The following is a 17,299-nucleotide window of genomic DNA, read 5'->3' on the forward strand; positions in this document are numbered from 1 at the left end:
GTGGAGTTCCCTCATGAAAAGCGGGTAATCACGCTGATCCCCGTCGCCTCAGCCTTGTCGAGCGCCATTAGCGCCGACACGGCTTCCTCGAGGCTGACCCGCCGTCCGATCAGCTTCTGCGGCGCGATCTTGCCGGCCGAAAGCATCGACAGCATGGCATCGTAGCGCCAGGCTTGCATGCCGTGGCTGCCGTAGATTTCCAGCTCGTGGCCGATCACCTGCGCCATCGGAATCGACGGCGTCGCATGCTCGCCGAGCATCAGTCCCACCTGCACGTGCCGCCCGCGCCGGCGCAGGTTCTTGATCGAGTTGAAGCAGGTAACGGGATGGCCGAGCGCGTCGATCGAGACATGCGCGCCGCCCTTGGTGATCTCGCGCACCGCCTCCGCCACGTCGGCGACGCCGGATGCATTGACCGTCGCTACCGCCCCGCAATCCCGCGCGAAGGCGAGTTTCTCCTCGGATATATCGATGCCGATCGCATTCGCCCCGAGCGCCGTGGCGATCATGATCGCCGACAGGCCGACACCGCCGCAGCCATGCACGGCGATCCATTCGCCAGGCCCGGTGCGCGCCTGGTCGGCGACGGCGCGAAACGAGGTGGCGAAGCGGCAGCCGAGGCTTGCCGCCGTCGCATCATCGATCGTATCGGGCAGGTGCACCAGATTGGTGTCGGCATAATCGATCGCCACATATTCGGCGAACGATCCCCAATGGGTGAAGCCCGGCTGGAACTGGTTCGGGCAGACCTGCTGGTTGCCGGAATGGCATTCGCTGCAATGGCCGCAGCCGGAAACGAAGGGCACGGTCACCCGGTCGCCCACCTTGAAACGCATCACGCCGCGGCCGGTGGCGACGATCTGCCCTGCAAGCTCGTGTCCCGGCACATGCGGCAGGCGGATATCCGGGTCGTGGCCCATCCAGCCGTGCCAGTCGCTGCGGCAGAGCCCGCTGGCCCCGACCGCTATGACGACACCGTCTTCGGTCGGTGTCGGATCGGCAACGGTGCGGATTTCGGGCGCCTGTTCGAAGGCTTCGTAGAACATGGCTCTCATCGGCGTTTTCCTTGCTGCTCATCCGCTGTTGCGCCCATCATCGCATGCGGCAGCCAGCCATTCCAACATTCCATTCCATCATTTTTGCTGATGCACCCATCGATGACGCTGCCATCGCTGCGCACGAATATTGCGGCCTGGCGCCATTCCTCGGCATTTTCTTGCTTCCGCGTTTCCTGCCCCGATTTGTCCTTGACCCGGCTTGCCGCGGCGGTTTTTCCTTCTCCGGCTTCAGGAGGAAACCATCATGGCCGTCGATACATCACCCCGTTCAACCACTTGGACTCATGTCGACGGGGAGTGGCTTCCCGGCAATCCGCCGCTGATCGGGCCGACCTCGCATGCCATGTGGCTCGGCTCCACGGTCTTCGACGGCGCCCGCTGGTTCGACGGCATCGCGCCGGATCTCGACCTGCACTGCCAGCGCATCAACCGCTCGGCGCTCGCCATGGGCCTGAAGCCGGTGAAATCAGCCGAGGAGATTGTGGCACTTGCCTGGGAAGGCGTCGCGAAATTCGATGGCGCCACGGCGATCTACATCAAGCCGATGTATTGGGGCGAGCACGGTTCGCCGGGCAGCGTCGTCTCGGTCGATGGGGACTCGACCCGCTTCGCGCTCTGCCTGTTCGAGGCGCCGATGGGCGGCCATGGCGGCACCAGCCTCACCGTCTCGCCCTATCGTCGCCCGTCGCCGGAAACGGCGATGACCGAGGCGAAGACCGGCTCGCTCTATCCAAACAGCGGCCGCATGATCGCCGAGGCGCGCAGCCGCGGCTTCGACAATGCGTTGGTGCGCGACCTGAACGGCAACGTCGTCGAGACCGCTTCCTCGAACGTCTTCATGGTCAGGGACGGCGTGGTGATGACGCCGGCCGCCAACCGCACTTTCCTCGCCGGTATCACCCGCGCCCGCGTGATCGGCCTGCTGCGCAAGGCCGGTTTCGACGTGCATGAAGCAACGCTCTCCGTCGAGGATTTCATGCAGGCCGACGAGATCTTCACCACCGGCAACTATTCCAAAGTCGTCGGCGTCATTCGCCTCGACGACCGCGACCTCCAGGAAGGCCCGGTCACCCGCAAGGCGCTGGATCTCTACATGGACTGGGCCCACGGCCGCAGCGAGAGTGAAGAGTGAGCCACGATCCCGCAAAGCGGGAGCAATCGATCCAGTGAATCGTGCAGTGGCGAACGCCCGAAGCGCAAGCGCAGGGTCGGCGCGGCCGCCTCTCGCAGAATCGAGATCTGCGTCCACCCACCGAGATACCAGACAGCCCACTTGCATAAAATGCATGGCAGGTCTGCCCTAAACGGCTTCGTCTTCCCCCATCTTTTCGCCATAGTGGCGCCGAAATTCCGTAAGCGGGGAGGAAGAGGCTTATGACTGTGCTGTTCGACGAACAAGGCGAGATCATCCGCGAACTGGGTGTCGCCGCCGATATCGACCCTGAGCGGGAGATCGAACGGCGAACCGCTTTCCTCAAGGATTATCTCGTCGCCTCGGGCATGCGCGGCTACGTCCTCGGCATCAGCGGCGGCGTCGATTCACTGACGGCGGCGCTGCTGGCTCAGAAGGCGGTGCGCGAGCTGCGTGACAGCGGCCATGCGGCCGAATTCATTGCCGTGCGCCTTCCCTATGGTGTCCAGGCGGACGAGGCGGATGCGGGAAGGGCGCTGGAAACGATCGGCGCCGACCGCTCGATGGTGGTCAACATCAAGGCGCCGGCGGATGCGATGCTTGCCGCCGCGCAGGACGGCGGCCTCGCCTTTGCCGATGCCGGCCGCCAGGATTTCATCCTCGGCAATATCAAGGCGCGCCAGCGCATGATCGCCCAGTTCGCCCTTGCCGGGGCGCTTGGCAGCCTCGTCATCGGCACCGATCATGCGGCTGAGGCGGTCATGGGCTTCTTCACCAAGTTCGGCGATGGCGCCGCCGATATCCTGCCGCTCGCCGGCCTCAACAAGCGCCGCGTCCGCCTGCTGGCAAAGCGGCTCGGCGCCCCGGACGAACTGGTGTTCAAGGTGCCCACAGCCGATCTCGAGGACCAGCGGCCGCTGCGCCCCGACGAGGAGGCCTATGGCGTGAGCTATGACGAGATCGACGATTTCCTCGAAGGCAAGCCGGTCGGCGAGATCGCCCGCCGCCGCATCCTCGCCGCCTATCGGGCGACTGCCCACAAGCGCGCTTTGCCGGTGGCGGTCAGCGCTCTCTGACGGTCGTCGAAGGGCGGGATGCGCGCGGGCGCGATCCGGGGTTTACGGCCTGACCGGCTCGCCCGTCCGTCCTGATGAAGCGAGATAGGCATGCGGCGCGAAATAGACGCCGTCGGCATCGAAGGCTTCGAGATCTTCGGCCTGCAGCGCCTCGCGCACCTTTGGCCGCGCCGCCACGCGGGCCATGAAGGTGTGCAGCGCCTGCCATTGCTTGAGATCGATGTGGGTCCAGGGTGACCAGTTCAGGCAGACGAAGAGGTAGGCATCCGCCACCGTGAAGGCATCGCCGGTGAGATAGGGTCCGGTAAGACGGCCGTTCAACCATGTCAGCCGCTTCGATATCAGCGCGCGGACCTCCCCATGAACACTGGAATAAGTCGGATCGAAGAGCAGCACCATCGGCTTGTGCAGCTCGGCGGTGATGAAGTTGAGATAGGATTGCACCTCGTTGCGGCGGATGTTGCCGACCTCAGGCAACAGGGCTGCCCCTTCGGGCACGCTGTCGGCGAGGAACTGCACGATCGCCGGCCCCTCCGTCAGCACCTTGCCGTCGTCGAGCACCAGCGCCGGCACATAACCGTTGCCGTTGATCGCGAGGTAATTCTCGCCGGTGCTTGTCCTGTGGGTCTGCCGGTCGACTTGGACGAGCTCGATATCGAGCCCCAGCTCCCGGCAGATGATGTGCGGCGAAAGCGAGCAGGCCGCGGCGTGCATATAAAGTTTCATTGCGGATTTCCTCTCTCACGCAGACGGTCGATGCCGCCCGTCGATGGTGTTGAACATCTGTACTGTTTCGCATAAAATGACTCTCGTCAAGAATTTAATGCGAAGCGGTACAAATATGAAAGACGAGAAGAAGCGTGGCCGGCCGAGGGCCTTCGACGCCAAGGCGGCGCTCGGAAAGGCACGCGATGTCTTCTGGGACAGGGGGTTTGCCGCCGCCTCGCTTGATAATCTGAGTGCTGCGACCAACCTCAACCGCCCAAGCCTTTACGGCGCCTTCGGCGACAAGGAGGATCTTTATCTCGATACGCTCGAGGGCTATCGGCAGGACGGCATGAATACGCTCGCCGAAGCGCTCGACCCGTCATTGCCGCTGCGCGACAATATCGCCCGCGTCTATGCGGGTGCGCTGGCGATCTATCTGCATGGTGAAACCGCCGCCCGCGGCTGTCTCCTGATCGGCACGGCATCGGCCGAGGCGGTCCAGCATGAGCGGGTCCGCGAGGTGCTCGGCCGCAGCCTCAACGATTTCGACGACGAGATCGAAAAGCGCATGCGGCTTGGCGTGGAAAGGGGTGAGCTTCCGGAGAGCGCCGATCCGCAAATGCTTGCCAGGCTCGCCTCCGCCGTCATGCATTCGCTCGCCGTCCGTGCCCGCGCCGGCGACAGCCGCGAGACGCTGGAAGCGATTGCCCGGTCGGGCGTCGAGCTGATCTGCGGAAGCGCCAATAATTCTTAGGTCGAGTCCCGAGTCTCCGTATCGCTCGGCCGTACCATCCAGGCATAGGCCGCACCGGCGAGAAGCAGCACGGAGGTGCCGAGGAACACCGCCCGCATGCCAATATGGCCGCCGACAAAACCGCCAAGGATGGGGCCGGCAACCTGACCGACATATTGCGAGGAAATGGAAAGACCGAGAATGCTGCCGGCCGCACTATCAGGCACGCTGTGGCGGATGACCGCGGCGATACAGGGCAGCAGCCCGCCGAGTGCTGCGCCCATCAGGAACCGCAGGATGATCAGCTGCCAGGAACTGGTGACGAAGGCCTGCGGGATCAGCAGCAGCCCGGCGATGGCGAGCGCGCCTGCGATCACCGGCCAATGGCCGATCCTGTCGGCGAGCTTGCCGAGCCATGAGGCTGATAGGATGCTGCCGAGGGCGGCGGCTGACATGACGACGCCCGATACCATCGTCACCTGGGATTCGACGGTCACGAGCTGCGCGACATAGACGGTGATGATCGGCTCGATCGACATATTGGCAAACATCAAGAGCATGCCGGTTGCCAACATGGCGATGACGGGCCGCTTGTCGGCGATGGATTTCCAGCCGCCGCTGGCCTTGGCCACCTTTTTGCGGGCCGGCGATTTCTCTTCTTTGATCAGGAAGGCCGTGGCGAGGAAGGCGAGGAAGATGATGCCGCCGGCGGCGAGGAACGTGCCGCGGATGCCGATGATCGGCGGCAGCGCCCCGCCGATCAGCGGCCCGACGAGATTGCCGGCCATGATGCCGGAGGAGAGCACGCCGAGCGCCCAGGCCGAGCGATCCTTCGGCGTCTGCGTCGCCACCAGCACCATCGAGCCGGAGGCATAACCGCCGGCAAGCCCGACGAAGAGGCGCAGCGCCACCAGCTGCCAGACATTGCCGGCCATGCCCATCAGCGAGATCGCCAGCGTCATGCCGAGGCTGGCGCGCACCAGCATCAGCTTGCGGCCGTAGATGTCGCCGAGCCGGCCCCAGAGCGGAGCGACGAGAGCCGCGGCGAAGAAGGTGGCGCCATAGGCGATGCCCGACCATTGCACGATGTCAGCATGGTCGCTGACGCCGAGTTCCTCGACATAAAGCGGCAGGAAGGGAAGCAGCAGCGTCATCGCCACGATCGTGGTAAAGGAGCCGATCAGCGAGATGGTGAGATTGCGCTTCCAGTAGATCGAGCCCGGCCTGGCGCTGGCGTCCCACTGCGTATCGGTCATTCTCTCGGCCCTGGCATTGATCTGGAGGCACGGGTTCCGCCGCGCCTGATGAAATGATGTGCACGTTGCCGCGGCGAGGAAATCGGCGCGGGTGAAACTGTCCTGAAGAGCGAGTTTTTCGCGGTCGAGCGCATAGGCCGTAACGGTGCATGCGCTCGCCGCTTTCAGGGCGGGCACGTGCTGATATAACCGCGCTATGGCCCATCCTTCAAGACGGCTTCGGGCATCGATCGCCTGTGGACCGTCCCGGACGAAAGTGCTAGAACTTAACCGATTGCATGATGCAATCGGTTAATCTGAGGACATTGCCATGAGCGACATGCGCACATCCCGAGAACAGACCGTCCGTCGTCTCTACGCCGCTTATCTCGACGACCGCAAGGATATCGTCGGCTCCATGTTGACGGAGGATTTCACCTTCTCCAGCCCGCGTGACGACCACATCGACCGGGCGACCTATTTCGAGCGTTGCTGGCCGAAGGAGCCGGTCTTCCGCGGCTTTGACATCGAATTCCTGGTGATCGACGGGGACGAGGCGGTCGTCCGCTACCGTGCCGAAAAACGCGACGGCGGCAGCTTCCGCAACATCGAGAGCTTTCGCTTCCGCGGCGACAAGATCGCTTCCGTGGATGTCTATTTCGGCCGAAATCTGTAGCTCCGGCCGAGGCTGTGATCGCCCTGTCTTTACAGGAGCCGTATCGCCGAAGTGCCGATGATGATCATCGACACCGCCACCATCAGCGGCCGCACCGGCAGCCGTTTGACGAGGATCGCGCCGAAGGGGGCGGCAATGACGCCGCCGATGATCAGGCCGATCGCCGAATCGAGTTCCGACCAGCCGAGCGTCAGGATGAAGGTCAGGGAAATCGTCAGCGTCACCGCGAATTCGGTGAAATTGGTCGAGCCGATCACCCGCTTCAGGTCGTGGCCGCGGCTGACGAGTGAACTGGTGACGATCGGCCCCCAGCCGCCGCCGCCGATCGCATCGAGCACGCCGCCGAAAAGCCCGACCGGCGGCACCATCCAGTCGCGAACATCCCGCTTCGGCGGCGGCCGAAACGCCTTGTAGAGGATCACCAGCCCGATCGCGATCAGATAGGCCGACACGAAGGGCTCGATCGCCTTGCCGTCGATATTGGAAAGCAGATAGGCCCCGATCGCGCCGCCGATCATGCCGGCGGGTGCCAGCCGCGCCACCAGGCGCCAGTCGACGTTGCGATGATAGGCATGCGAGAGGCCTGAGGCGGCGGTGGTGAACATTTCCGCCACATGCGTCATGGCGCTGGCATTGGCCGCCGGCACTCCGAAGGCGAGAAGGCTCGTCGTCGACAGCACGCCGAAGGCCATGCCGAGTGCGCCGTCGACGATCTGCGCGCAGAAACCCACGACGATGAAAAAGAAGAAATCCGATGTCATGCAGTCCCCTCAGACGAACGGTAGCATCAGAATAAGCGACGCGGGGAAAAAATTTCCGGTCTCAGCCGGCAAGTCCGCGCTGCTTCAGCCGGATGATCTTGAAAAAGCCGTTCGGAAAGACCGGCAGGATATCGGCAGCGGCAAAGTCGCCGCGGCGCTCGGCCCAGGCGACGATGCGGTGAATGCGGAAGGCGGAGGACCAGCCGATGTGACGCACCAGCGGCGCCACCGCCGTCTCGATCGCGCCCTGCAGACCGGCGCCGTCGCCAAGTTTGCTGGCAAGGATGATTTCGCCGCCCGGCCTCAGCACCCTGGCGCATTCGTCCAGCGCCCGTTCGGGTTCGGGGATGAGGGTGATGACGAAGGGCAGGCAGACCGCATCGAAAGACCGGTCGGCAAAGGTGAGCGCATGCGCATCCATTACCTCCAGCGCCTGCACATGCTCAAAGTTTTCGCGTTTCGCCTTTTCACGCGCCCGCGCGATCATGTGTTTGGAAATGTCAATGCCGGTCACCCGGCAGTGGCGCGGGTAATGCCCGAGCGTCAGGCCGGTGCCGACGCCGATCTCCAGGATGTCGGTGCCGGCCGCAGCGGCCAGGGCTGCAAGCTTGCGGTGGCCATCGCGCAGGATGCCGCGATAAACCCGGTCATAGACCGGTGCCCAGCGCTGATAGATTTTTTGCTGATCTTCCGCCCTGCTGCGAAGCTCTGACATGCCGGCACCTCCCCAGAAAATTCCAGGAAAAGTGAAAAGCGGTTTTCCAGGAATTGCATAAAACAAAAGATTTCAGCGGTTCTGCGCTTCCATGAAATAGCGCGATCCGCCGTAAAGCCCAGCCTTTCAACTCGTAAGGGTAGGCTCCGGTTCCCCACGAAATGTGACGCAAGGCACAGATTCTCACCTGCGACCACTTTAGGGGCGCCTGGGTGGCAGTCCGCTGCCGCCTATTTTGCCGGCATCAGCCCAAGCTGTTTGGCGTCCAGTTCGCTGCCGATCTCGACGGTCTTCTTTTGCTTGTCGTAGACGCAGATCTGGGCGATCAGCCCCTTGGCGCCCTTCGGCTTGCCGGTCACCAGGGCAAGCCCGTAATGCGAGCTGCCGAAGGGATCGACGGTGGCGCTGGGCTTCTCGATCGTGACCGCTGCCTTCTTGCATTTGGCCTCGACGTCGGCGGCGAGCTGCTTCCAGGCCTCATCGGAGGAGGCATGCGCCACACCTGAGAGCGAAAGCAGTGCGGCGGCAGCGAGAGGCTGGATTATATTCCTGTTCATATCGGGTCTCCGTTGATCTCCATATCAGGCAAAGTGGTTTTCGCCGCGGGTATTCCCATTGATTTGCCCAGGCGATTTCTACGCACGACTCCAACCCTGCAACTGAGGCAAATTTTCCTCCGGCCGGTCGTTTTTTGATAATTCGCCGGTTGCCTCTCCCCCTTTCCCCTCCTATGTTCCGCCTCACCTGCCGAGACGCAATCTATTGCCAAGAGGAGATCTGACATGGCTTTCGAATTGCCTGAACTTCCCTATGACTACGAAGCGCTTGCTCCCTTCATGTCGAAGGAAACGCTGGAGTTCCACCACGACAAGCACCACAAGGCCTATGTCGACAACGGCAACAAGCTCGCCGCCGAAGCCGGTCTTTCGGACCTGTCGCTCGAAGACGTCGTCAAGAAGTCCTTCGGCACCAATGCCGGCCTCTTCAACAACGCCGCCCAGCACTACAACCACATCCATTTCTGGAAGTGGATGAAGAAGGGCGGCGGCGGCAACAAGCTGCCGGGCAAGCTCGAAGCGGCCTTTTCGTCCGATCTCGGCGGTTACGACAAGTTCAAGGCCGATTTCGCCAATGCCGGCGCCACCCAGTTCGGCTCCGGCTGGGCCTGGGTTTCCGTCAAGAACGGCAAGCTCGAAATCTCCAAGACCCCGAACGGCGAAAACCCGCTGGTTCACGGCGCCACCCCGATCCTCGGCGTCGACGTCTGGGAACACTCCTACTACATCGACTATCGCAACGCCCGCCCGAAATATCTCGAAGCCTTCGTCGACAGCCTGATCAACTGGGACTACGTCCTGGAACGTTACGAAGAAGCCACGAAGTAAGCGGTACCAGGCTCGCCGCTATGGCGGCGATGTCCGTCCGCCTCTCAAATTCAGCACCCGGCGCCGCAAACGCCGGGTGTTTCGTTTTCACACGAGGCCGTCACATGCCTGTCATCGGCCGCTCCTAATCACGCCCATGACTTCTTCTGCTCCTCCCCTGTTCCGCTTCGGCATCATCGCCGACCCGCAATATGCGGCGATCGCGCCGCATGTGGCCATGGATCGTTATTATGCCAACAGCCTTTCCAAGGTCGCCGAGGCGATCGAGATCTTCAACGGTGAGGAGCTGAGCTTCGTCATGACGCTCGGCGATGTCATCGATCGCAGCTTTTCAAGCTTCGACGATATCCTGCCGGTCTACGGCAAGCTGAGGCACGAGGCGCTCTTCCTGCTCGGCAACCACGATTTCTCGGTCTCTGCAGGACACTTGTCCGAAGTCGCCGCGCGCCTCGGCATGCCGTCGCCCTATTACAGCTTCTTGCGCCACGGCTGGCGCTTTATCGTGCTCGACGGCAACGAGGTCAGCATCTTCGCGCCGCCAGAAGGCCATCATCATCGCGCCCTTGCCGCCGAGATGCTGGCCGAGCTGCAGGCCAAGGGTGCGAGGAATGCCCATCGCTGGAATGCCGCGCTGAGCGACGAGCAGTTCGCCTGGCTTGGCGATGAAATCGCAAAAGCGGCCGAGGCCGGCGAGAAGGTGATCGTCATGAATCACTATCCGGTGCATCCGCCCAGTGAGCACGGCATGTGGGACAGCGAGCGCATCGTCGCGCTGCTCGCCTCGCAGGCCAATGTCGTCGCCTATCTCAACGGTCACGACCACGTCGGCAATTACGGCATGGCCGGCGCCTGCCACTTCGTCAATTTCAGGGGCGTGGTCGATACCGAGACGGAAAACGCCTTCGCGATCGTCGAAGTCCATGCCTCCAGCATCGAAATCCGCGGCTTCGGCCGCGAGGTGAGCCGCACGCTGTCCATCTAGCTGATCGCCGGCCCAGCCGGCATCGCCGTCATTTCACTGATGTCGCGCTTCGGTGGTGTCCCGAACATGCGGGCATATTCGCGACTGAACTGGGAGGCGCTCTCGTAACCCACCCGATAGGCCGCGTTTGCGGCGTTGAACCCATCGGTCACCATCAGCCGCCGGGCCTCGAGCAACCGCAATTGCTTCTGATACTGCAGTGGCGTCATCGAGGTCAGCATCTTGAAATGCTGGTAAAAGGAGGAAGGGCTCATCCTGGCTGCCGCCGCAAGCTTTTCCACCCGGACGGCGTCCGTAAAATTACCGCGCAACAGGTAGATGGCCTCGGCCACGCGGCGCGTATGGCTGTCGGGCAATGCAAGCTTGCAGATCTCATCGCCATTTTTTCCGGAAAGCAACCAGAAACTGATCTCTCGCATGATTGCCGGATGAAGGATTGGGATCGCGTTGGGCGTCGCGAGCATCCGGATCAGCCTCAGTATGCAGTCCTGCAGCTCGGGGCCGAATTCTTGTACGAAAACACCCGGCCCGCCGTCGCCCGCCGGCCTCGGCGGTACATCCATCTCCTCCAGCACCTCGCGCAGGATCGTGACGTCGAGTTCCAGGTTGATGGCGATCATCGGCCGTTCGGCACTGGCTTTCGTCACCTGTCCGAAGGCCGGCATCTCGACGCTGATGATCAGCGCTTGCATCGCTTCGTAATCGAAAAGGCGGTCTCCGAACATGAGCTGCTTGGCGCCATCGACAATGATGCAGAGCGCCGGTCGGTAGATCGCCGGTTTCGGCATGGAGAGAGTGCTGGAGCGCATCAGGAAAAAACCGTCGATAGCGGTGGCAAAGAGCCCGTCACCTCCGCCATGTGCATCCATGTACCCATTGAGCGCCTGCTTCAGATCTGCGGACATCTTCGCCTCCAGTGAACGCGGGGTCGGTCTGCCGCGCCGGTGAGGATGATCTTAATCCCTCAGCCCGGCTGGGCAAGGCGTTTGGAGAAATAGGCAAGAAATTGCGGGACTTCGGCATTCAGGATTCCAGGCTTGCGGCGCATAAGCTGGTCTATCAAAACATCAGGAGTACCTGAAATGCCTAACCAGAATTCAACCTCGAAAGTCGCAATCGTTACCGGCGGAAGCCGCGGCCTGGGCCGCAATACGGTCGTCAATCTGGCAAGGAGCGGCGTCGATGTGATCTTGACCTACAACTCGAACCGCGACGAGGCAGAGAAAGTCGTCGCTGAGATCGAGGCGCTGGGCCGCAAGGCCGCCGCACTTCAACTCGATGCCGGCAACGTGGCGGCGTTCGATGCCTTTGTCGAAAGTGTACGCGAGATCCTTAAGGGCTGGGGGCGTGAGCATTTCGACTTTCTCGTCAACAATGCCGGCACCAGCTACCACGCGCCGATTTCGGAGACGACCGAAGCGGAGATGGACAAGCTTTACAACCTGCATTTCAAGGGGGTTTTCTTCCTCACGCAGAAGCTCCTGCCGGTGATCGAGGACGGCGGTCGCATCGTCAACCTCTCTAGCGGTCTTGCCCGCATGGCCATGGTCGGCGCTTCGGCCTACGGCTCGATGAAGGGCGCAGTCGAGGTGCTGACGCGCTACATGGCCAAGGAGCTCGGCCCACGCGGCATCGCCGTCAATACCGTCGCCCCGGGCGCCATCGAAACCGATTTCAGCGGCGGCATGGTGCGGGACAATCCGGAGATCAACCGTGCAGTCGCCTCCATGACCGCACTGGGCCGCGCCGGTGTGCCCGACGATATAGGGCCGATGATTGCTTCCCTCCTGAGCGATGCCAACCGTTGGGTCAACGCCCAGCGCATCGAGGTTTCAGGCGGCATGTCGCTCTGAATAATCGCGATTTGGGCGAGTAGCTAGACGGCGATCGGTTTATCCGTCCAGCCACTGGTCCACAATTCCCGCAACCGGTCGCCGTCGCCCTTGAAGAAATCCTCACCCACCACGCAGCGTTCGACCCGGTCGCTGCGGAAATTGCGGATCGCCTGGCGCAACTCGCACCAGGCGACGATATTGGCGGTCTGCGAATAATAGATCAGCGCAACCGGCCGGATCGTCCGCTCGCTGGCACGGCCGAGCTCGTCGCGGTAGCCGAGCATCAGCTTGCGTTCGTCGCGGATCGCGCGGCGCACGATCGCAAGGTCGAAGCCTGCCGGCTGCGCAATCGAGCCCCAGGCATAAAGCGCCTTGTTGTCCATCGCCTGGCGCAGCGGCGCCGGCACGGCGCCTGATATCTTCCGGTTGACCCGGCGCGCGGCCTGCTTCAGCTCCTCGTCCGCCGTCCGTTCGAGCAGCGCCAGCGACAGCACGATCGCTTCCATCTCCTCGATCGAGAACATCAGCGGCGGCAGGTCGAAACCCGGCCGCATGATGTAGCCGATGCCGCGCCCGCCTTCGATCGGCACCCGCATTGCCTGAAGCGCAGCGATGTCGCGATAGATCGAACGCACGGTCACTTCGAGCGTCTCCGCCATCGTCGCCGCCGTCATCGGCTTTCTTGCCAGCCTGAGGATCTGAATGATCTCGAAAAGCCGTGAGGCCTTGCGCATTTTACCTCTCCATCCGTCACGCTCCTGACAATACACTGTCAGTTGGGTTTGCGTATAGAGCCGCCTATCGGATTGAAATCAATCAGGGTCTTTCAAAAAGGCCCGCAGAACCCAGGCGGTAACTGACATGAACTACCATGAAAACCTCTGGCTCTTCTTCACCCTTCTCTTCGGCATCATCATCGTGCCTGGCATGGACATGCTCTTCGTGCTCGCCAATTCGCTGACCGGCGGCGTCAAGCGCGGGCTGGCGGCGACCGGCGGTATCATGGCCGGCGGCGCCGTGCATTCGGCCTATGGCGCGGCCGGCGTCGGCGTGCTCGTCACCATGCTGCCGCAGTTTTTCAACGTACTGCTCTTTGCCGGCGTCGCCTACATGATCTGGATCGGCATCTCGCTGATCCGCAGTTCGATCACCGTCGAGGCGGTCGGGCCGGGAACCGCACGCTCCGGCTGGCGCGCCTTCCGCCAGGGCGCCGTCACCTGCCTGGTCAATCCGAAGGCCTATATCTTCATGTTTGCCGTCTATCCGCAGTTCCTCAGACCGGAATATGGTCCGATCTGGATGCAGGGGCTGATCATGGGCGCCATGACCGTCGTCACCCAGTTCGCCATCTACGGCACGCTGGCGATGACGGCCGGCCGCAGCCGCGACTTGCTCGTCGCCAACCCTGATGTCACGGCCTTTGTCGGCCGCTTCGCCGGACTGCTGCTGGTTGCGGTCTCTGCCTTCAGCCTCTGGCAGGGGTGGAAAAGCGCCTGAGCCTCGAAGTGCTGCCACTTCAGCCCGATCGTCGAGCACTGTTGCTGCATCTGGCGATTGGGGCGGATGCAGCGGCGAAAGTCACTTCATCTTCAGCGATGACTTGCGGAGGTGCTGCAGAGATCTTCTCTTATCATCGCGCGAAACTCGCCGAATGTCTGAAATCCAATGTGCCGTACAAGCCGATGGACCGTTGTTGGAGAAACGCGGCACCTACGCGCAACCGCGGCAGCACTTTCAAAGGCCGTTATGTCAGGTCTTTCTAAAATCTCCCTTGCGACCCGTTCGAGACTGATGCGAAATACCAGCCGCCGGCTGGCGATTAGGTGCTTCAGTTCTTGCAGTGTTGAGGGAGGAAGAGAGTTCCGATCCTTTAGCATTGCACGCACTTTCAAAAGAGCCGCCATTACGCAATCTTAGTCGAAGCCTGCACAGAGGCGGCGCCTCACATGAGATGCCGCAAAGTGAAGTCGGACGCGTTTCGCTCCGACTAGATCGCCTGCGGCTTGAAATCACTGGCAGCAACCGGCATCACGCCCTGCAACAGAGCAACGGACTTCTCCAGCCCTTCAAGGCTGTTCAGAAGCACATCCTCATGCTCTATCGAGAGCCAGCCATCGTAACCGGCCATCCTCAGCCTGTAGCAGAACTGCCGCCACCATTCTTCGCCATGGCCAAAACCCAGTGTTATGTAGGACCAGCTACGCGCAGGGAGGTTCATCAGGCCGCCGTTTTCCAAAAGGCTTGTGACGGCCTGTTTCGCGGTGTTGAGGAAGGTATCCTTTGCATGAACGTGGTATACGGCCTCGCCGAGTGCTTCTGCCGCGACAAGAGGATCGGCACCCATCCAGAAGAGGTGCGACGGGTCCAGGTTCGCGCCGACAACCGGGCCAACTGCTTCTCGTAGTCTCAACAACGAGGGGACGTTATAGACGCACTGATTGCCATGCAGTTCCAGCGCGATGCGTTCCACGCCGTGATCCCTCGCCAGCGCCACGATCTTGATCCAGTACGGGAGGAGCTTCTCCTCCCACTGATAGCGAAGGATCGCTTGCGTCTCCGGCGGCCACGAGGAGACCACCCAGTTCGGCATGGTATCGGTGGCATTGCCGGCTGGAAGTCCCGACATTGCGCAGACCGTCTTGATTCCCAGTTCGCCCGCTGCGCGGATCGTATCCTCCAGGCCCTGTCCCTGGGCAAGATCGGTCGGATGCAGGGGATTTCCGTTTGCGTTCAGGCTTACCACTTCCAGTTCCCGGTCGGCGAAAGCTCCCAGGAATGACTTCTGCGCGTTCTTGTCCCGGAGGATCGTCGATAGATCGAAATGCGGCGCCGTCGACCAGCCACAGGTGTTGACCTCGACGCCGGAGACGCCCAGTCTTTGCGCATGGTCGAGCATTGCCTCAAAAGGGAGGCCGCCGAGGCTGTCTGATACGAATCCAAGCTTCATGCGTAAAACTCCGGTTTGGTAATCATTTCGACGGGAATCTTGCGGCCGTCATTCAGGGCTCTGACGCCAGCTTCGGCGACCTTTGCGGCACAATATCCATCCCAACTGCTCGACGCGATGCGCGGGAAGACTCCGGTCTCGACGAACCGAATGAAAGCGCGGTTTTGACGGCGATAGGCTTCGGCGTAGCGGCCGCGCCAATCCGCCTCGTAGCTTGTGCTCTGGCCGAGTTCCCGGTCGACGCGGGTGTAGTTGACTGCGTTCATGGCGATTGTTGCCTTCTCGCCCACCAGTTCCGCGCGGACGTCGTATCCATAGGCTGCGTTGTTGTTGATCTCGATATTGACGAGTTGATCATCCGCCGTTTCGAGCACCATATAAACCGGTGCGACCAGCGCGTCGGATCGCTTCGGCTGGAAGGCCGAGATCGAGACGTATTCAGTATCGAGTACGTGTCGGACGACATCGAATTCGTGCGGGGCGGAATTCGTGATCGCCATCGCTCCGGTGAAGTCCGACGCGGGCGTTGCGACATTGCGATGAAAGTTGTGCATCATCAGGGCGCGGCCAATCGCACCATGCTCCAGAGCCCGCTTCATTTCGACATAGGACTGATCGAAGCGGCGCATGAAGCCGAGCATTATGAATTTTGATCCCGCCGCTTCTTCCGCCTGCATGATCTCGAAGCATTCTGTCGATGACTGCGACAGCGGCTTTTCACAGAGAGCCCGTTTGCCGGCTCTTATGCAGGACAGCGACAGGGGTGCATGTGTGAAATCGGGGCTTGCGATGATAACTGCGTCCACGTCCTGACGAGCGGCGACCCGATCGGGATCAGAGTCGACATCGTGAGCGCCGTAAGTGTCCGCCACCGTTCGGGCGCGGTCCGCGTCCATGTCGCAAACGACCTGGAGGCTTGCCCCTGGCAGATCTTCCGCGACGATTCTTGCATGATCGGCTCCCATCAGTCCTGCCCCGATGACGGCGATCCTTATTGTCATTTCGATATTTTCCTGTCGTTAGAGTATCAGCGATCTGCGGCAAGCATTACACCTCCTCGTGTGAAATGCGTGCCGGGAACCCATCCCGGCACGCACCCTTGGGAGGGCTTACTTCTTTGCGTATTGATCAACATTGTCCTTGGTGATCGAAGCGAACGGCACCAGCTTTTCGGCCGGCGCATCCCCACCCTTTTTCAGGCCTTCCACGACCTCGAAAGCGGCCTTCGCTTGGCCTGCGGCGTCCTGGAAAATGGTCTGCGACATGGTGCCGGCCTTAATCGCGGTCAGAGCATCTGCCGTGCCATCGACACCGGAAATCATTACGCCCTTGAGGCGGTCAGCGCCCTGAAGTGCCTCCAGGGCGCCGAGCGCCATCTGGTCGTTGGCTGCGATGATTGCATCGAACTTCGGAAAGCTTTGGATCCAGTCTTCCGTGACGTTCATGCCTTCAGCGCGGTCGTAGTTGGCTGAGAGGCTGGCGAGGGTGGTCACGTCAGAACGGCCGAGCGCATCCTCGAAGCCCTTCTTGCGCTCCTGCGTGTGCGAAAGCCCCGGCGTGCCTTCGAGGTATAGGATCTTGGCGTCCTTCGGCAGGTGTTCCTTCATGTATTCGCCCTGAAGACGGCCGGCGTCGATGTTCTTCGAGCCTACGAACGTGTACTTGCCGCCTGCCGATTGAATGCCGAGGGCGATGACGGGGATGCCGGCCTCGTTGGCTTTTTCGACACCCGGTACAATGCCTTGGTAATCGACCGGGACAACGACGATCGCGTTGACTTTCTGCGCAATGAAGTTGTCGATCTGATCGAGTTGCTTGCTGACGTCATTGTTCGCGTCGGAGAAGTTCACCTCGACTGCCGGATCGGATTGCGACGCTTCGATGAAGGCATTTTTGCGTGCCATGACGAAGACGTCCGTATCCGCCATGTTGGCGTAACCGACGACGAATTTATCGGCGGCCAATGCAGTGCCGGTGGAGATCGCGGCAACGGACATGGCGCACGCGAGAGCGAGTTTGGAAATGGCTTTCATAGGGTCCTCCCATAGAGTTTCAG

20 protein-coding genes are annotated in these 17,299 nt (G+C 61.7%); 8 read left to right on the forward strand and 12 right to left on the reverse strand.

Annotation, left to right across the window (positions count from 1 at the left end; all coding sequences use genetic code 11):
* Positions 1 to 11 precede the first annotated feature (11 nt).
* The gene (locus RlegSU303_RS04900; RefSeq protein ID WP_231283532.1) at positions 12 to 1,055 is read right to left on the reverse strand and encodes a zinc-dependent alcohol dehydrogenase family protein; all 1,044 of its coding nucleotides are present in this window, start codon (positions 1,053 to 1,055) and stop codon (positions 12 to 14) included.
* Between the two features lie 247 nt (positions 1,056 to 1,302).
* Here RlegSU303_RS04900 and RlegSU303_RS04905 point away from each other — a divergent pair, with 247 nt between their 5' ends.
* Both RlegSU303_RS04905 and nadE read left to right on the forward strand, forming a co-directional pair.
* Entirely contained in the window at positions 1,303 to 2,190 is an 888-nt protein-coding gene (locus tag RlegSU303_RS04905) for a branched-chain amino acid aminotransferase (RefSeq protein WP_231283533.1), read from the forward strand.
* A 242-nt stretch (positions 2,191 to 2,432) separates the two neighbouring features.
* Complete coding sequence (nadE, locus tag RlegSU303_RS04910) at positions 2,433 to 3,266, forward strand: ammonia-dependent NAD(+) synthetase (protein WP_012756608.1); 834 nt, start codon at positions 2,433 to 2,435, stop codon at positions 3,264 to 3,266.
* A gap of 42 nt (positions 3,267 to 3,308) precedes the next feature.
* On the opposite strand, the gene gstA is transcribed toward nadE, so the two are convergent.
* A complete protein-coding gene (gene gstA / locus RlegSU303_RS04915; protein ID WP_017959583.1) occupies positions 3,309 to 3,992 on the reverse strand; it encodes a glutathione transferase GstA in 684 nt (227 codons plus the stop codon).
* Between the two features lie 115 nt (positions 3,993 to 4,107).
* Between gstA and RlegSU303_RS04920 the strand changes: the two genes are divergently transcribed.
* Positions 4,108 to 4,728 (forward strand): TetR/AcrR family transcriptional regulator, encoded by a 621-nt coding sequence (locus RlegSU303_RS04920; protein ID WP_017959584.1) that lies wholly within the window; start codon positions 4,108 to 4,110, stop codon positions 4,726 to 4,728.
* On the opposite strand, the gene RlegSU303_RS04925 is transcribed toward RlegSU303_RS04920, so the two are convergent.
* Complete coding sequence (locus tag RlegSU303_RS04925) at positions 4,725 to 5,963, reverse strand: multidrug efflux MFS transporter (protein WP_231283850.1); 1,239 nt, start codon at positions 5,961 to 5,963, stop codon at positions 4,725 to 4,727. The two genes, RlegSU303_RS04920 and RlegSU303_RS04925, sit on opposite strands and share 4 nt — an antisense overlap.
* Before the next feature lie 310 nt (positions 5,964 to 6,273).
* Between RlegSU303_RS04925 and RlegSU303_RS04930 the strand changes: the two genes are divergently transcribed.
* A complete protein-coding gene (locus RlegSU303_RS04930; protein ID WP_131629140.1) occupies positions 6,274 to 6,618 on the forward strand; it encodes a nuclear transport factor 2 family protein in 345 nt (114 codons plus the stop codon).
* 29 nt (positions 6,619 to 6,647) lie between these two features.
* Here the strand turns inward: RlegSU303_RS04930 and RlegSU303_RS04935 are convergent, their stop codons facing one another.
* The 3 genes from RlegSU303_RS04935 to RlegSU303_RS04945 all read right to left on the reverse strand — a co-directional run bounded on the left by RlegSU303_RS04935 (position 6,648) and on the right by RlegSU303_RS04945 (position 8,651).
* A complete protein-coding gene (locus RlegSU303_RS04935) occupies positions 6,648 to 7,379 on the reverse strand; it encodes a sulfite exporter TauE/SafE family protein (RefSeq protein WP_017959587.1) in 732 nt (243 codons plus the stop codon).
* A 61-nt stretch (positions 7,380 to 7,440) separates the two neighbouring features.
* Positions 7,441 to 8,094: a class I SAM-dependent methyltransferase gene (locus RlegSU303_RS04940; protein WP_017959588.1), complete on the reverse strand. Its 654-nt coding sequence runs from the start codon at positions 8,092 to 8,094 to the stop codon at positions 7,441 to 7,443.
* A gap of 230 nt (positions 8,095 to 8,324) precedes the next feature.
* Positions 8,325 to 8,651, reverse strand: coding sequence for a hypothetical protein (locus RlegSU303_RS04945; RefSeq protein ID WP_131708478.1), 327 nt, complete (start codon positions 8,649 to 8,651; stop codon positions 8,325 to 8,327).
* A 225-nt stretch (positions 8,652 to 8,876) separates the two neighbouring features.
* Between RlegSU303_RS04945 and RlegSU303_RS04950 the strand changes: the two genes are divergently transcribed.
* Both RlegSU303_RS04950 and RlegSU303_RS04955 read left to right on the forward strand, forming a co-directional pair.
* Positions 8,877 to 9,479, forward strand: coding sequence for a superoxide dismutase (locus RlegSU303_RS04950; RefSeq protein WP_094086416.1), 603 nt, complete (start codon positions 8,877 to 8,879; stop codon positions 9,477 to 9,479).
* A 136-nt stretch (positions 9,480 to 9,615) separates the two neighbouring features.
* Entirely contained in the window at positions 9,616 to 10,461 is an 846-nt protein-coding gene (locus RlegSU303_RS04955; protein ID WP_231283534.1) for a metallophosphoesterase, read from the forward strand.
* Here RlegSU303_RS04955 and RlegSU303_RS04960 read toward each other — a convergent pair.
* Entirely contained in the window at positions 10,458 to 11,366 is a 909-nt protein-coding gene (locus RlegSU303_RS04960) for an AraC family transcriptional regulator (RefSeq protein WP_231283535.1), read from the reverse strand. The genes RlegSU303_RS04955 and RlegSU303_RS04960 overlap by 4 nt on opposite strands.
* 177 nt (positions 11,367 to 11,543) lie before the next feature.
* On the opposite strand from RlegSU303_RS04960, the gene RlegSU303_RS04965 reads away from it, so the two are divergent.
* On the forward strand, positions 11,544 to 12,314 hold the full coding sequence (locus tag RlegSU303_RS04965) for an SDR family NAD(P)-dependent oxidoreductase (RefSeq protein WP_003546554.1): 771 nt from the start codon (positions 11,544 to 11,546) through the stop codon (positions 12,312 to 12,314).
* Positions 12,315 to 12,337: 23 nt separating this feature from the next.
* Here the strand turns inward: RlegSU303_RS04965 and RlegSU303_RS04970 are convergent, their stop codons facing one another.
* Complete coding sequence (locus tag RlegSU303_RS04970; RefSeq protein ID WP_017959593.1) at positions 12,338 to 13,030, reverse strand: helix-turn-helix transcriptional regulator; 693 nt, start codon at positions 13,028 to 13,030, stop codon at positions 12,338 to 12,340.
* A 127-nt stretch (positions 13,031 to 13,157) separates the two neighbouring features.
* Here RlegSU303_RS04970 and RlegSU303_RS04975 point away from each other — a divergent pair, with 127 nt between their 5' ends.
* On the forward strand, positions 13,158 to 13,793 hold the full coding sequence (locus RlegSU303_RS04975; protein ID WP_017959594.1) for a LysE family translocator: 636 nt from the start codon (positions 13,158 to 13,160) through the stop codon (positions 13,791 to 13,793).
* A gap of 92 nt (positions 13,794 to 13,885) precedes the next feature.
* Here the strand turns inward: RlegSU303_RS04975 and RlegSU303_RS04980 are convergent, their stop codons facing one another.
* From RlegSU303_RS04980 to RlegSU303_RS04995, 4 genes are all read right to left on the reverse strand, one after another.
* Positions 13,886 to 14,173, reverse strand: a complete 288-nt coding sequence (locus RlegSU303_RS04980; RefSeq protein ID WP_231283851.1) for a MurR/RpiR family transcriptional regulator — start codon at positions 14,171 to 14,173, stop codon at positions 13,886 to 13,888.
* 110 nt (positions 14,174 to 14,283) lie between these two features.
* Positions 14,284 to 15,243: a sugar phosphate isomerase/epimerase family protein gene (locus RlegSU303_RS04985; protein ID WP_231283536.1), complete on the reverse strand. Its 960-nt coding sequence runs from the start codon at positions 15,241 to 15,243 to the stop codon at positions 14,284 to 14,286.
* The gene (locus RlegSU303_RS04990; protein ID WP_231283537.1) at positions 15,240 to 16,244 is read right to left on the reverse strand and encodes a Gfo/Idh/MocA family oxidoreductase; all 1,005 of its coding nucleotides are present in this window, start codon (positions 16,242 to 16,244) and stop codon (positions 15,240 to 15,242) included. The genes RlegSU303_RS04985 and RlegSU303_RS04990 overlap by 4 nt, the downstream gene beginning before the upstream one ends.
* 108 nt (positions 16,245 to 16,352) lie before the next feature.
* Positions 16,353 to 17,276, reverse strand: coding sequence for a sugar ABC transporter substrate-binding protein (locus RlegSU303_RS04995; protein WP_231283538.1), 924 nt, complete (start codon positions 17,274 to 17,276; stop codon positions 16,353 to 16,355).
* Positions 17,277 to 17,299 lie beyond the last annotated feature (23 nt).

The organism is Rhizobium sp. SU303 (assembly GCF_021052345.1).
Taxonomy (GTDB): Bacteria; Pseudomonadota; Alphaproteobacteria; order Rhizobiales; family Rhizobiaceae; genus Rhizobium; species Rhizobium laguerreae.

Coding starts and splice junctions, on each gene's coding strand:
- nadE (WP_012756608.1), top strand. CDS start 2,433: ATGACTGTGCTGTTCGACGAACAAGGCGAGATCATCCGCGAACTGGGT.
- RlegSU303_RS04925 (WP_231283850.1), bottom strand. CDS start 5,963: ATGACCGATACGCAGTGGGACGCCAGCGCCAGGCCGGGCTCGATCTAC.
- RlegSU303_RS04970 (WP_017959593.1), bottom strand. CDS start 13,030: ATGCGCAAGGCCTCACGGCTTTTCGAGATCATTCAGATCCTCAGGCTG.
- RlegSU303_RS04930 (WP_131629140.1), top strand. CDS start 6,274: ATGAGCGACATGCGCACATCCCGAGAACAGACCGTCCGTCGTCTCTAC.
- RlegSU303_RS04945 (WP_131708478.1), bottom strand. CDS start 8,651: ATGAACAGGAATATAATCCAGCCTCTCGCTGCCGCCGCACTGCTTTCG.
- RlegSU303_RS04985 (WP_231283536.1), bottom strand. CDS start 15,243: ATGAAGCTTGGATTCGTATCAGACAGCCTCGGCGGCCTCCCTTTTGAG.
- RlegSU303_RS04905 (WP_231283533.1), top strand. CDS start 1,303: ATGGCCGTCGATACATCACCCCGTTCAACCACTTGGACTCATGTCGAC.
- RlegSU303_RS04965 (WP_003546554.1), top strand. CDS start 11,544: ATGCCTAACCAGAATTCAACCTCGAAAGTCGCAATCGTTACCGGCGGA.
- RlegSU303_RS04975 (WP_017959594.1), top strand. CDS start 13,158: ATGAACTACCATGAAAACCTCTGGCTCTTCTTCACCCTTCTCTTCGGC.
- RlegSU303_RS04995 (WP_231283538.1), bottom strand. CDS start 17,276: ATGAAAGCCATTTCCAAACTCGCTCTCGCGTGCGCCATGTCCGTTGCC.
- RlegSU303_RS04990 (WP_231283537.1), bottom strand. CDS start 16,244: ATGACAATAAGGATCGCCGTCATCGGGGCAGGACTGATGGGAGCCGAT.
- RlegSU303_RS04960 (WP_231283535.1), bottom strand. CDS start 11,366: ATGTCCGCAGATCTGAAGCAGGCGCTCAATGGGTACATGGATGCACAT.
- RlegSU303_RS04950 (WP_094086416.1), top strand. CDS start 8,877: ATGGCTTTCGAATTGCCTGAACTTCCCTATGACTACGAAGCGCTTGCT.
- RlegSU303_RS04940 (WP_017959588.1), bottom strand. CDS start 8,094: ATGTCAGAGCTTCGCAGCAGGGCGGAAGATCAGCAAAAAATCTATCAG.
- RlegSU303_RS04935 (WP_017959587.1), bottom strand. CDS start 7,379: ATGACATCGGATTTCTTCTTTTTCATCGTCGTGGGTTTCTGCGCGCAG.
- gstA (WP_017959583.1), bottom strand. CDS start 3,992: ATGAAACTTTATATGCACGCCGCGGCCTGCTCGCTTTCGCCGCACATC.
- RlegSU303_RS04900 (WP_231283532.1), bottom strand. CDS start 1,055: ATGAGAGCCATGTTCTACGAAGCCTTCGAACAGGCGCCCGAAATCCGC.
- RlegSU303_RS04920 (WP_017959584.1), top strand. CDS start 4,108: ATGAAAGACGAGAAGAAGCGTGGCCGGCCGAGGGCCTTCGACGCCAAG.
- RlegSU303_RS04980 (WP_231283851.1), bottom strand. CDS start 14,173: ATGCTAAAGGATCGGAACTCTCTTCCTCCCTCAACACTGCAAGAACTG.
- RlegSU303_RS04955 (WP_231283534.1), top strand. CDS start 9,616: ATGACTTCTTCTGCTCCTCCCCTGTTCCGCTTCGGCATCATCGCCGAC.